Here is a 12,266-nt window from a genome sequence, read left to right on the forward strand (position 1 = left end):
TGCAGGCAGGAAGACAGCATGGCGATCGAAGGCACCGCCCCCTGGCGGGCGAGCGGCACGGCACCGGAGTTCGGCACGGACACCCCGTCAGCCAAAGCCGTGGAGCGGGCGGAACGGGCGGGCGAGGAGCTCGCCACGGAGGGGGCGGCCGTTTCGGTCCGCCTGCTGGGATGGGGCTTCGCCCTCCGCCTCGACCAGCGGGCCGCTGACCGCCTAGCTCCCTCGGACGGCGGGCCCGTCAGCGGCTTCCGCAGCCTGGTGTCGGAGGTGCTCGCGGGATCCCTGCCCGAAGCCATGGCCGAAGCCGTCGGCGCGGAGTTTGCCGGACGCGCCGACCGGATCCGGTCGGCCGCCCGGGGCGCCGGGTGCGATCTGCTCTCTTCGTGGGCCGCGCCCACCCTCCTCGCCCCCATGGCCCTCGACGCGCCGCCGCGCGAGACCGGCCTGTGGTTCAGCGTGTTCGAAGCGGGCGCGGGCTGGGGACCCGACGTGCAGTTCACGGCCCGCTACGCCTCCGAAACCCCCGCCCTGGCCGTCTTCCGCGATGACCTGTACTGCGTCTACCAGGGCCGGGGCGACGACCCCGACCTGTGGTGGACCGCGCACCGCGCGGACGGCAGCTGGTCCGAGGACCTGCCGTTCCCCGCCCACCACACCCTGGGCAGCCCGGCCCTGGCCGTGTTCCAGGACCGGCTGTACTGCGCGCACCGCGGCGGCTCGGGCGACTGGAGCATCGCGCTGAGCTCGTACGACGGCGGTACCTGGAGGCCGGACAGGCCGGTCCCGAACGCCGAGAGCGTCTACGGCCCGGCACTGGCCGTCTTCCGCGACGCACTCCACCTCGCCTACGCCGACGCCGCCCAGCGGATCATGGTCACCACCAGCCGGGACGGCCGCAGCTGGACAGCCCCCGAACCCGTCCCCGGCTGCGCCACCACGAGGTCACCGGCGCTCGCCGTGTACGACGGCGCCCTGCACCTGCTGCACGGCAACCCCAAGGACGGGGCGATCCACTGGAGCCGGCTGCGCGGCACCACCTGGACCCTCGAGGGCGCGCTACCCGGACACCGTACTCGGAGCAACATCGGCCTCGCCGTCTTCGACGGCAAGCTGATGTGCGTCCACCGCGACCCCACCCGCCAGCAGCTGTGGTGGTCCGCCTTCGACGGCACCGCGTGGAGCACGGACACCGAGATGTCGGGGCACAGCAGCAAGTACGGTCCGGCACTGGCCGTGCACCGGAACCGGACCGGCACCCGCGACCAACTCCTGTGCGTCCACCGGGGCCACGCCCAGCGGTTCGTCACCGCGACCGGGGAGGTGCTGACCGACGAGGACCCGGCGGGGCTGCACGAACTCGACGACCCGGCCTCCGCCACCGACTGAGACCAGGCCCTGCCCGACCCATTCCGTGACGTCCTGCTCCACGGCGACACCCACAACCGTCCCGACCCAACCACCAGGGTCGGCCCGTACATCGAGCGGGCCCGACCCGGCGACGCCCACGACACAACGCTGCCCGCGCGGGTGGCTCGCTCGGTGCCCCTGGCTCATGCCTCTCGGCGAAGCATCGACAGGCGGCTTGCGGTCCGGTCCAGGTCGCGCGTCAGGGTGCTGCCGGGGGTGAGGGCCGCCAGCGGGTCACAGCCTATGAGGACGAGACGGATGTCCCGGTCGCAGGCCACGTCCACGAGGTTCGCGAACCGCTGGCGGCCGTCGGGGGAGGCAGTGGCCAGCGCGGGGACGCCGTCAAGGACGAGGGTGTCGAACCTCTCGGCGAGCGCCAGATAGTCGGGTACCGCCGTCGTGGTCTCGCACCGCCGATGTTCGTCATCGTGGTCACCAGGATCTCGCCCGGCCGGATCACCTCGCCCTCCTCGACGGTGGCGACGATCCGGGCGATGCCCTCCACCACGCCTCCGGAAGCAGGCGAGCCCACGACCGTGTCCGCGGCGGGCGCCGTCCGGTGCGCGTCGAACAGGTCGGCCCGGCGGTTAGGGTCGGCGGCCCAGGCAGCCGGATCGAACTCGCCCCGGATCAGGGTCGGGTAGACCGGGAGTGCCCGGTAGCCCTCGTACGCGGCACGGCGGGCCGGTACCACCACGAGCGGGGCCCGGTCACCGTCGAGCACGGCGAGGATTTCGTCCCAGGACAGGAAGAACAGGTCCCCACCTGCTTCGGTGACCTCGCCGGCGCGCAGGGCGAACGTGCGCAGCAGCCAGAAGACGCGGGCGACCTCGGTACGGGCGGCCTCCCGCAGCCGTGCTGACGCCGCCCATGGCTCCCTGCCGTGCGTCGTCGAGTACGTGGGCTACAACGCGGGCCGCGGACTGCCCCACGAATGGCTGCTGTGGGCCGCCGCCGGATACGCCCACTTCGTGATGGACAACCGGGGCCAGGGGTCCGGGTGGCGCACGGGGGACACCCCCGACAACGGCGCAGGCGGCGAACCCTCCCACCCCGGATTCATGACACAGGGCGTCCTCGACCCCAAGGACTACGGCTGCGGCGTCAGTCAGGGGCATCTGCCGAGACCGAGCGGGCGGCGAACCGGGCCTGCGGACCCAGTGGAGACCGTTTGCTTTCGTGGCGCGCAGGGGAGTGGCGGCCGCCATGGGCTAGAACAGGATTCCCATGCGGTGCGCGGATCCGGAGTGATGTGGTGGAGCAAACGGGGGTGCCGGGCGGGGCGGTGGAATCCCGAAAGGGGCCCGGGCGTCGGCTGCTTTTGGGCTTTGCCGCTGCCGCGCTCGCTTCGTGGCCTGCCGGTATGACGACATCCGCGAGTGCGGCCGTCGGTCTCGAGGACACCGCGGACCGCGTCCAGAGGGGGCGTGGACTCGATGTGAAGGCTGAGAACGCGCTGCCCGGCTCCCCTGAATGGCGGATCACCCGGGCCGGGCCGGCGCGTGCTGTCGAGGGTTTCGCCGACCGGGTCAGTGTCTGCCCGGGAGAGTCGTTCGGATTGCGGGTTTCGACGACGTCCGCGTTCTACACCGTCTCCGCGTACCGGATGGGCTGGTACGGCGGCGCCAGGGCCCGTCTGGTCTGGAAGTCGGCCGCTCTGCCGGGTGTCCTCCAGCCGCCGGCCAGGACCGATCCCGGCACGCGGATGGCGCGCACCGAGTGGGAGCCGACGGCGCAAGTGGACACCTCGGCGTGGCCGGAGGGCTGTTACCTCCTGCGGCTGGACACCCAGGACGGGCGGGCCCAGCGCTACGTGCCACTCACCGTCCGGTCCTCCTCGACCGCCGGCCGTACGGTCGTGGTCAACGCGGTGGCCACCTGGCAGGCGTACAACCGGTGGGGCGGCACGGACCTCTACAGGGGCCCGACGGGCAAGGGCGGGTCGCGGTCCCTCCAGGTCTCCTTCGACCGCCCGTACGCCAACAGACAAGGCGCCGGCCAGTTCCTCGTGTTCGAGGCGCCAGTGATCGCGCTCGCCGAGCGCCTGGGAATTCCCCTGGCGTACGCGACGGGCCTGGACGTGGCCCGCGATCCGCATCTGCTCCACGGGGCGGCCGCCATGGTCTCGCCGGGCCACGACGAATACTGGAGTCCCGAGCAGCGCCGCCACGTGACCCGGGCGCGCGATGCGGGGATGAACCTGGCCGTGCTCGGTGCCAACTGCTGCTACCGAAGGATCCGCTTCGCGGCCTCCCCGGCCGGGCAGGACCGCATCGTGGTCTGCTACAAGAACGACTACGCCCAGGACCCCGGCTTCCAGCAGGGCTCCGCGCCCACGAACGAATTCCGGCGCGAGCCCGCCTCCGACCCCGAGAGCTCGCTGCTCGGCGTGATCTACGACGGCTATCCGGTCGACGCCCCCTACGTCGTCTCCCACCCGGACCACTGGCTCCTGGAGGGTACCGGGGCGCGGGTCGGCGACTCCTTCCCCCACCTGGTAGGGGTCGAGTACGACCGGGTGAATCCGGCCTTCCCGACGCCGCGGCCGATCGAGGTGCTCGCGCACTCGCCGGTGGTGTGCAAGGGCCGGCCCTCGTACGCGGATACGGCCTACCTGTCCCTGCCTGGGGGTGGCGCGGTGTTCGCGACGGGCACCATGCGCTGGGTCGAGGCCCTCGACGCGAGCGGGCCCGGTGGCGGCAGGGGCAACCACGGCCTGGACGCACGCGCTGGGCACTTCACGCGCACGGTCACCGCCAATGTCCTACGGGCGTTCGCGCGCGGGGCAACGGGGCGGGCCAAGCCCGCCCAGGACAATCTGGCCGCCCACCACGGGGACACAAACGCCGCGATCGCCACCCGCTGGCCGCTACTCCCGGTCCGAGCCCAAAGCCTCGGGCCATTGCCGAGGCCGTCCTGACGCCCGAGCAGTTCAGCGTCATCACCGATCGCCTCCTACCCGCGTCCTGGCCGGCGGTCGGCTACCGGCTGCGGAGTGGAGGACCCACCGGTTCTCTTTCACGACTCGGTGCCGCTGGCCCCGGGGGCCGGCTGCCCCTGGCAACGGAGGCGGCAGGTGCTCCTGGACCTGGTCGGGTTGGTCCGGTATCCGTTACCAAGCGGTGTCGGCGAAGTCCGGCGCCGGTCCGGTCCGATCCCTCACCGCACGTATCAGCCACTCTTCCCCACGGATCGTGGGGGCGAAGCCCCGACGATCCGTTTCTCGCGGAACTTCGGCTGGCCCGCTTGGCCCCGGCGTGCCTGCCTGCGGGGACCGACCATCACAGGCCGGCGAAGAGGTCGTCCAGCGGGGCGGGCACCTGGTCAGGGGCCAGGGCTTCGACCAGGAGGCGGCCGTAGCGGATCTTGCGGCCCTTCTTCGTGCCGATGAAGCGCCGCAACTGCTGGTGGCGGGGCCGACCGTGCTGGGCGGGCTGCTGTACGAAGGTCTGCCAGGCGCGCAATTCGTCCTCGGTCTGGACGATCTGCTCGACCCGCGCCGGGCCCAGCGCACGGATGAGCTCGTCCTCCAGGTCCGCCGTACAGACGAAGACGTCCGGGCGCGGTGCCCAGGCCGGGTTGAGGCCCCGGTCGAAGAAGGGTTTCTCGTGCTCGTCGCACAGACCGATCAGGCGCAGACCGAGACCGGACGGCCCGAGGAGCCCTGCGTAGCGGCCGACGCTCATCGCCCCGCCCATCGGCACCACGCACACCCCCTCGGCCGCCAGGTCACGGCCTCGCCCTGCGGCCAGCGCCTCGACGGCCGCCAGGTCGCTCGGTCCTTCCAGCAGGACCGCCGTGTGCACCCCCAGGAGCTCCACCAGCTCCCTCGCCGCCCCGCCGGACCCACCGCCCGCCCAGCCTGTGACCTCGTCCCGGAACATGCTCATGTCGACCATGCCGGGGAGTCTGCTACGTCCACCGACGGCAGCGCACGCGATATTCGGCCCCGCGACCGCGCAGGCTCGGGCGCCGGGCGCGCCCTGAGCAGGAGCAGCTCTGGCGGCGTCCGGTGGATCAGCGGCGGGATCATCCGTACCCGCTGATCCGGATCGGGCCGTCCGTGTGCTCGGCGAGCACATCGGAGAGCTCGTTCGGCGGCCGGGCCGGCGTGACCAGGCAGCGGGACAAGCGCGACGCTGCCCGGTACCGAGGCGGGTGGCCGGCTGCTGGTGCAGACCCGATGTGCCGCCGGGCAGGATCAGGGACGGCCAGTGCTCAGGGGAAGGGTCGCTCCGGCACGTACGGAATGGATGACCGCGTCATGCAGGGCCCGGCTCGCCTCTTCGCTGGGGCACGGGACGGGGCTTCCGGCGAGGGGGAGCCAGTCGGACCCCCCGCTGTTACTGCACCTGGCCTCCCAGTCGGCGCCGTCCAACGGCCGGTTCTCCCATCTGGAGCGCCCGTTGTGGCAATTCCAGCGCTACCTCGCGGAGCGACTGCTGTGACTGCCGCAACGTTGGTCAAGGGGGAGGGGGAGTCGATGCGCACCACTGACATCGGCCTCGCTCCTTTCCTGTCCTGAACCGAGTGGGGAGCGGAAGTGAGCGCCTCTCAGGTTGGCATGCCGGGCCGCCACCTTGGGCGAGCCGTTTTCTGCGCATGTGGACCGGGCAGGCCGAGCCCAGCAAGCTCGATGTCAGTCGATGGCCTGGTAGAGCGTGGTCCAGAAGTCGTGGATGAGGCGCGCCGAGTCCGGGGTGGACATCCCGACCTGGGTGAGCAGGATTCCGGTGAGCCGGTTGTCCGGGTCGGCGTAGGCCGTGGTGCCGGTACCGCCGTCCCAGCCGAACTGGCCGATGGGCGCGTAGTCGCCACGATAGGTGCGCACCGCCATTCCCAAACCCCAGCCTCCGTGCTGCCCTTGGCCGACCGTGATGTGGGCGATGTTCCTGTACGTGGCGTCACGGGCGGCTTGTTGCCCGGGCGTGAGGCGGTTGGTGGTCATCAGCTCGACGGCAGGCCGGGACAGGATCCGTTCGCTGCCGTGCATGCCGTGGTTCAGCAGCATCTGGAAGTAGGCGTGGTAGTCGTCGGCGGTGGAGACCAGCCCGCCGCCGGCGCCCTGGAACGCCGGAGGCCGGCTGGACCTTCCGCCGGCTGCCTCGTCCCACACGAGGAACTCTCCCGTCTGCGGGTCGGGCCCGTACAGGGGCGGCAGCCGGTCGATCTTGTCGGCGGGCACGTGGAACCCGGTGTCCTTCATCCCCAGCGGAGCGAGGATGCGTTCGCGCAGGAACGTTTCCAACGGCTGGCCCGTGACCCTGGCGACCAGCACGCCAAGTACTTCGTTGCTGAGGTCGTACTGCCACCGCTCGCCGGGCTGGTAGGACAGCGGCAGCTCGCCGAGGCGGCGCATCCACTCGCCCGGGTCGGGTGCCGGGCCGGATGCCACGCTGTAGTCGAGACGCTCGAAGGTCGCGGCCCTGATCGGGGAGTCCAGCAACTCGAAATCCATTCCCAGCCCGAACGTGGAGGTCAGCAGGTCCCGTACGGTGATCGGCCGTCGCGCCGGCACAGTGTCCTCCAGCGGGCCGTCGGGCCGCTTCAGCACCCGGCGGCCGGCGAGTTCGGGCAGCCACGGATCCACCGGGTCATCCAGCCGCAGCCTGCACTCATCAAGCAGAACCATTGCCGCTGCCATCGTGACCGGCTTGGACGTGGACGCCATCCGGAAGATCGTGTCCCGGCGTATCGGCGCGCCACCGTCGTGACGCATCGTCCCGATCGCTTCGACGTGGGTCCGGCCGCCGCGGCTGACCAGGGCAACGAGCCCGGGAATCTTCTTGGACTCGACATGCTGTGCCAGCACCTTGCGCAGTCTGCGCAGTCCTGCTTCGGAGAAGCCGCCGTTGCTTGTTCCCATCATGAATCTCCTTGTCCACAGTGTTGGAGCTCACGGCCGGCCCTGGTGGGTACCTGGCCCCTTCGGGTGGCCATGCGAAGAGCCTGCACCCTTGACCTAGGGTCAAGGTCAACCTGCATCGAGACGATGGGGTGACGGCAACGATCGCAAGCACCCTGGTTCTGGACCAGGTGTCGGCCGCGGTCCGCGCCGGCCGGCACGCCGAGATCGTCATCGAGGCCCACGTGATCCACGCCGCGCTCGGCCCGGTCCTCGACCCGTTGACCGTCCCGGTGAGGCACGTGGTCGCCTCAGCTGCCGGTCCCGGCAGCAGGGGGATGGGCTGGAGCAGATGCGCGCTATCCTCGCCCGTGTGATCGTCCGCAACCCCTACCTCAAGGTGAGCGCGAAGGTCGCCGGCGCTCGCGGCTCGATCCTGCGCAAGGACTCCGAACGTCGCCGACGCGGTTCGCGAGACTGCGGCCGCCCACGATCCGGAGGTGCGCTGAGCCGATGACAGACGGGCTCACGATCGGTCAGGCGGCCGCGTTCGTCGGCGTCACGATCAAGACGGTGCGGCACTATCACCGACTCGGCTTGGTCGCCGAGCCGGAACGCGACGGTTCCGGCTACCGTCGTTACCGATCGGCCGACCTGTTCCGGCTGGTCCGGGTCCGGACCCTGGCCGGGGCCGGCGTGCCGCTGGCCGAGATCGGTGACCTGCTCGATGCCGATCCCGAACAGTTCGCCGCCACCCTGGACGACGTTCATCGTCGGCTCACCGAACAGATCGAGGACCTGATCGCGCGCCGCGACAGGCTGCACCGTCTCGACCATGGTGACCGGGCCCTGCTGCCCGACCAGGCCTGCGCGGTCTTGGACCGGCTCCCCGGTCTCGGCTTCAGTCCCGACTACGTGGCCGGCCAACGCGAGGCTCTGGTGCTGGCCCGGGCGCTGGTTCCGGAGATCTTCGACAGCTTCTTGGCACGGCTCGGACATTTGCTGGACGATCCCGAGCACGTTGAGCTGACCAAGCGCGGCTTGGATGCGATGTCCTGGGATCCGGACGACCCGCGGATCGAGGAGCTGGCGCAGACGCTGGCCGACAAGCTGCTGGCCAACCGCGCGCTGCTGGCGATGCCGACCGGGTTCCAGAACCAGTCCGACGCCGCCTCCCGGTACGGACTGGTCAACCACCACCGCGAAGACCAGGCACCATCCATCGCCCGCTTGAACACGTTGGTCGAGGCGAACCTGCGCGCAGCCGGCATCGACATCCCACATCAGTGACGGCCGCCCAGCAGAACCGGTGCTGCGGCGGGACGCCCGCCCTTTCCCACCGCGTCGGGACCGGGCCGCCTGACGGGCGGCCCCCACGCTGTGGCATCCGACCGAAAGCCAGCGCGCCGTCGATCGGGGACCAAGGCGAGCAGGTCTGGCCCTCGTCCCACGTATGCCCCTCTTGACCTCGACCGCTATCCGAGGAGGCGTTCGGATTGGCTGCATGGGCAGATCAGGTCAGGCAAAGCCGACAACAGCATCGAGAACTTGCACGCGGCTCTTCGGAAGCTTGCTGAGACGTGCCGGGAAGCCTCGGTGGTTGCCCCGGTCCTGGACCTTCCCGACGTTCATCCACCCCGGCATCGCAAGCTTCCCGACGGTGTGATCGCCCGGGTCCTTGCGAAGGACATCACTGCGGCCATCGCCCAAGGCCGGGCACTTGACGCGAACCTTGCCACAGGCTTGACGCCGGGAGGAGCTGTAGCGCTCCGGCTCGGGTGTGCCCGCCAGCAGGGTGAGGGGCAAGACGCCGTTGCGCCAGGCCGTCGACTCCCGGGCCGCAGCCTGCTCCTTGAGGACCACGACGACGTTCGGGGTGCGGCCGTCCGGTGTGCGCAGCGGCGGCCAGGCGGGCTTCTACTCGGCGAAGGAGCGGGAGTGGTCACGCGCGAGGTTCCCTGGGGGAAACCGAGGGGAACGAGGTGTCCAGGGGCGCTTCCCTCCGCCGGTTGAAGGGAAGTCCGCCGAGCACGACCGCCATGCCGCAGGTGTTGCTGAGGGCGGAGAAGACCAGGCCGGCCGCGATCCCCGCGGACAGCCACCGGAAGGCCGGGTGGACGAGGAAGCCGAGGGCCAGGCCGAGAAGCACGACGGAGCCCGCCGTGAAACGGACTTGGCGCTCCATGGACCAGACGTTCCGCGTACGGCCTTCGGGGCGGTCGAGCCCGTGCCCCGCGGCCGCCCAGGCGGCGGTGCCGCCGGTGAGGTTCGACGCGTCGATGCCGTGGGAGGCCAGGGTGGCAACGGCGTTCTCCGCCCGGGCGCCGGAGGCGCACACCACCAGCAGGGTCCTGTGCTCGGCGGCCTGCCGGAGATCCGGCAGCGCCCGCCCGATGCGGTCGAGGGGGACGTTGACGGCGTTCGGCAGGTGGCCGGACGCGAACTCGCCCGGAGTACGGACATCGACGACGGTCAGCTCGTGGCGGCGGGAGAACGCCTCGCTCACGCTCAGGGCGGCGGAAACACTCATGGCGGATCGTGGTCCTTGGCAGAAGGGGGAGGGCCTGGGCGGAGGTGTCTCGACGGGTGTGCGGGCGCCGTCAGGACGGCCGTATCGTGCCGGCGGCCGCGCCGCTGTCCGCGGCCACTCGGAAGCCGATGTTGCCGGTGGAGCTGTCGGGCGTGTTGGAGCTGCGGGCCGCGACGCGGTAGCGGTTGCAGTACGAGTCGTGGCAGAGGTAGGAGCCGCCGCGCATCACGCGGCCGGCTCCGGGTGCGAACCAGTCGGCGCACCATTCCCATACGTTGCCGACGACGTTGTAGAGCCCGAAGCCGTTGGGGCGGAAGGACTTCGCCGGTGCCGTGCCCTCGTAGCCGTCCTCCGCGGTGTTCAGGGTGGGGAAGTCGCCCTGCCAGATGTTGCACATGTGCCGGCCGCCGGGGGTGAGGTCGTCACCCCACGGGTAGCGCCGCTGCTCGAGCCCGCCGCGGGCCGCGTACTCCCATTCGGCCTCGGTGGGCAGGCGGGTGCCGGACCAGGCGCAGTACGCCTGGGCGTCGTTCCAGGAGACGTGGATGACGGGGTGGTTCTGGCGTGCGGTGACGGACGATCCGGCGCCCTCGGGGTGCCGCCAGCTCGCGCCCGGGACGGCCCGCCACCAGGGGACGGCCGCCACGGGTTGGGAGACGGCGGCGACGTCCTCGGCCAGGAAGCCGCCGAAGACGAAGGAGAAACCGAAGTGTTCGGCTTCGGTGACGTGGCCGGCGGCTTTGACGAAGGTGGCGAACTGGGCGTTGGTCACCGTCGTGGGCGCGATGCGGAACGGGTCGACGGCGACCTGGCGTACCGGCCCTTCGCCGTCGGCCGGGAAGGAGTCCGGGTCGTCGGTGCCCATGAGGAAGTGCCCGCCCGGAAGGTCGACGAGCCGCCGGGCGGCCCGCTGGCCGGCCGCGGCAGGTGGCCGCGGCGCGAGGGAGAGCGCGACGGGGGCGGCGTCGCCCTGTCCGGGGGTGCAGCAGGAAAGCATGGCGGCTCCGTCGGTGTGAGTTGCGGGGGGCGGGTGCCCCGCGGGTGATGCCGCGGGGCACCCGGCCGGGTACCGCTACGCGGCGCGGTCAGCCGCGAGTTGTGCTGCCAGGGCGGGGATGCCCAGGTTCTGCTCTTCCGCCGGGGTGGCCTGGTACAGCTTGTTCGTCAGCTGGTAGGGGTCGCCCGCCAGGTCGTAGTACTCGCGGAACTTCACCTGCCCCGTCCCGGACACGGTGCCGTTGCCGTCGGTGGTGAGGTCGTAGTACTCCGTGTACTGCTTGTTCTGGCCTACGTACGACGCCCAGGTGGGCGGGCCGCCCGCGTTCGTGCCCTGCTGCCACCACTCGACGAGCAGGTGGTCGCGGCTGTACGAGGAGAGCAGGGACCTGCCGTCCACCGAGTGGGTGGGCGTGATGCCGGCCGCGTCGAGGACCGTGGGGGCGATGTCGATGTTCGCGGTGATGCGGTTGTCGGTGGTCCCCGAGCTCAGGCCGCCCGCCGGCCAGGAGAGGTAGCACGGCACCTCGTGCGCCGGGCGGTAGGGGACCGACTTCTTGGTCCATCCGTGGTCGGCCCAGGTGAAGCCGTTGTCGGCGATGTAGATGACCAGGGTGTTGTCGAGCTGTCCGAGCGCCTGGAGCTTGTTCTTGAACGCCTGGACCGTGTCGTCGACGGTGCGCAGGGTGCGCAGCTGTTCCGCTCGGATCTGCTGCCCGTCGGCCAGGGTCCCGGTCGCGTTCCGGATGTAGGCCGGTTTGTCGCTGCGGTCGTTCTCCGGGACGGAGGGTCGGCCGTCCCAGTCCGGGACGGCCGTGCCGGCGTACTTCGCCTCGGGGGTGCGCGGACCGTGGGAGGCGTACGGGGTGACGTACGCGAACCAGGGCCGGGAGTCGGCCGCCGCCTTGTCGAGGAAGCTCAGTGTGCGGTTCTTGATGATGTTGGTGGTGTAGCCGTTGATCGTCTGGACCGTGCCGTTGACGTTCCACTGCGCGTCCACGTAGCCGGGCTGGAGGAGGGCGAAGTCCTCGAAGTGCGGCGGGTTGTCCGACAGGGTCCAGGAGTTGAGCCACTTGCCGAACAGGCCCGTGCGGTAGCCGGCCTGCTTCAGGTACCGGGGCAGGGTGGTGCTCTGGTCGAGCTGGTACGAGGCCTTGTTGTTGCGGACGCCGTGGTGGTGGGCGTAGCGGCCGGTGAGGACCGACGAACGGGAGGGCGAGCAGAGCGGGGTGGTGACGTGCCCGTTGGTGAACTTGACGCCCTGGTCGGCCAGCCAGGCCGTGGTCTTCGGCAGTGCCCATTCGGTGTGCTTGGGCTGGTCGTCCGTGACGATGAGCAGGATGTTGGGACGGGTCGCGGCAGCGGCGGGACTGGCGGCCGCCACCTGGGCGATCGCGGGAACCGCCGCGGCGGCCGCGGCGGCCGCCGTGCCGGCGAGGAATCCGCGGCGGCTCACCCGGGGTCTGCTGTTGTCGCTCATGGGATGTC

12 protein-coding genes are annotated in these 12,266 nt (G+C 71.1%); 5 read left to right on the top strand and 7 right to left on the bottom strand.

Features of this window, described 5'->3' with window-relative positions; all coding sequences use genetic code 11:
• Nucleotides 1-18 precede the first annotated feature (18 nt).
• Nucleotides 19-1,386: a hypothetical protein gene (locus tag OG429_RS38070; RefSeq protein ID WP_328929826.1), complete on the top strand. Its 1,368-nt coding sequence runs from the start codon at nucleotides 19-21 to the stop codon at nucleotides 1,384-1,386.
• Nucleotides 1,387-1,550: 164 nt separating this feature from the next.
• Here OG429_RS38070 and zapE read toward each other — a convergent pair whose 3' ends face one another.
• On the bottom strand, nucleotides 1,551-1,787 hold the full coding sequence (gene zapE / locus OG429_RS38075) for an AFG1/ZapE family ATPase (RefSeq protein ID WP_328930546.1): 237 nt from the start codon (nucleotides 1,785-1,787) through the stop codon (nucleotides 1,551-1,553).
• Nucleotides 1,788-2,207: 420 nt separating this feature from the next.
• Here zapE and OG429_RS41635 point away from each other — a divergent pair, with 420 nt between their 5' ends.
• Both OG429_RS41635 and OG429_RS38085 read left to right on the top strand, forming a co-directional pair.
• Nucleotides 2,208-2,774, top strand: a complete 567-nt coding sequence (locus OG429_RS41635) for an acetylxylan esterase (protein ID WP_443051296.1) — start codon at nucleotides 2,208-2,210, stop codon at nucleotides 2,772-2,774.
• A gap of 71 nt (nucleotides 2,775-2,845) precedes the next feature.
• The gene (locus OG429_RS38085) at nucleotides 2,846-4,327 is read left to right on the top strand and encodes a N,N-dimethylformamidase beta subunit family domain-containing protein (protein ID WP_328929827.1); all 1,482 of its coding nucleotides are present in this window, start codon (nucleotides 2,846-2,848) and stop codon (nucleotides 4,325-4,327) included.
• 361 nt (nucleotides 4,328-4,688) lie between these two features.
• Here the strand turns inward: OG429_RS38085 and OG429_RS38090 are convergent, their stop codons facing one another.
• Complete coding sequence (locus OG429_RS38090) at nucleotides 4,689-5,306, bottom strand: TOPRIM nucleotidyl transferase/hydrolase domain-containing protein (RefSeq protein ID WP_328929828.1); 618 nt, start codon at nucleotides 5,304-5,306, stop codon at nucleotides 4,689-4,691.
• A 740-nt stretch (nucleotides 5,307-6,046) separates the two neighbouring features.
• A complete protein-coding gene (locus OG429_RS38095; protein ID WP_328929829.1) occupies nucleotides 6,047-7,273 on the bottom strand; it encodes a serine hydrolase domain-containing protein in 1,227 nt (408 codons plus the stop codon).
• Between the two features lie 131 nt (nucleotides 7,274-7,404).
• On the opposite strand from OG429_RS38095, the gene OG429_RS38100 reads away from it, so the two are divergent.
• Both OG429_RS38100 and OG429_RS38105 read left to right on the top strand, forming a co-directional pair.
• Nucleotides 7,405-7,629: a hypothetical protein gene (locus tag OG429_RS38100; protein WP_328929830.1), complete on the top strand. Its 225-nt coding sequence runs from the start codon at nucleotides 7,405-7,407 to the stop codon at nucleotides 7,627-7,629.
• A 136-nt stretch (nucleotides 7,630-7,765) separates the two neighbouring features.
• A complete protein-coding gene (locus OG429_RS38105; protein ID WP_328929831.1) occupies nucleotides 7,766-8,542 on the top strand; it encodes a MerR family transcriptional regulator in 777 nt (258 codons plus the stop codon).
• A gap of 228 nt (nucleotides 8,543-8,770) precedes the next feature.
• Here OG429_RS38105 and OG429_RS38110 read toward each other — a convergent pair whose 3' ends face one another.
• The 4 genes from OG429_RS38110 to OG429_RS38125 form a co-directional block, all read right to left on the bottom strand.
• Nucleotides 8,771-9,115 (bottom strand): hypothetical protein, encoded by a 345-nt coding sequence (locus OG429_RS38110; RefSeq protein ID WP_328929832.1) that lies wholly within the window; start codon nucleotides 9,113-9,115, stop codon nucleotides 8,771-8,773.
• Nucleotides 9,116-9,194: 79 nt separating this feature from the next.
• Entirely contained in the window at nucleotides 9,195-9,782 is a 588-nt protein-coding gene (locus OG429_RS38115; protein ID WP_328929833.1) for a rhodanese-like domain-containing protein, read from the bottom strand.
• A gap of 70 nt (nucleotides 9,783-9,852) precedes the next feature.
• Entirely contained in the window at nucleotides 9,853-10,779 is a 927-nt protein-coding gene (locus OG429_RS38120; protein WP_328929834.1) for a formylglycine-generating enzyme family protein, read from the bottom strand.
• 75 nt (nucleotides 10,780-10,854) lie between these two features.
• The gene (locus tag OG429_RS38125; protein ID WP_328929835.1) at nucleotides 10,855-12,258 is read right to left on the bottom strand and encodes a sulfatase family protein; all 1,404 of its coding nucleotides are present in this window, start codon (nucleotides 12,256-12,258) and stop codon (nucleotides 10,855-10,857) included.
• Nucleotides 12,259-12,266 lie beyond the last annotated feature (8 nt).

The organism is Streptomyces sp. NBC_00190, from assembly GCF_036203305.1.
In the GTDB taxonomy this organism is placed as follows: Bacteria; Actinomycetota; Actinomycetes; order Streptomycetales; family Streptomycetaceae; genus Streptomyces.

Bases quoted from the DNA above. Each gene is read 5' to 3' on its own strand.
- OG429_RS38120 (WP_328929834.1), bottom strand. From the start codon at position 10,779: ATGCTTTCCTGCTGCACCCCCGGACAGGGCGACGCCGCCCCCGTCGCG.
- OG429_RS38090 (WP_328929828.1), bottom strand. From the start codon at position 5,306: ATGGTCGACATGAGCATGTTCCGGGACGAGGTCACAGGCTGGGCGGGC.
- OG429_RS38070 (WP_328929826.1), top strand. From the start codon at position 19: ATGGCGATCGAAGGCACCGCCCCCTGGCGGGCGAGCGGCACGGCACCG.
- OG429_RS38095 (WP_328929829.1), bottom strand. From the start codon at position 7,273: ATGGGAACAAGCAACGGCGGCTTCTCCGAAGCAGGACTGCGCAGACTG.
- OG429_RS38125 (WP_328929835.1), bottom strand. From the start codon at position 12,258: ATGAGCGACAACAGCAGACCCCGGGTGAGCCGCCGCGGATTCCTCGCC.
- OG429_RS38115 (WP_328929833.1), bottom strand. From the start codon at position 9,782: ATGAGTGTTTCCGCCGCCCTGAGCGTGAGCGAGGCGTTCTCCCGCCGC.
- OG429_RS38105 (WP_328929831.1), top strand. From the start codon at position 7,766: ATGACAGACGGGCTCACGATCGGTCAGGCGGCCGCGTTCGTCGGCGTC.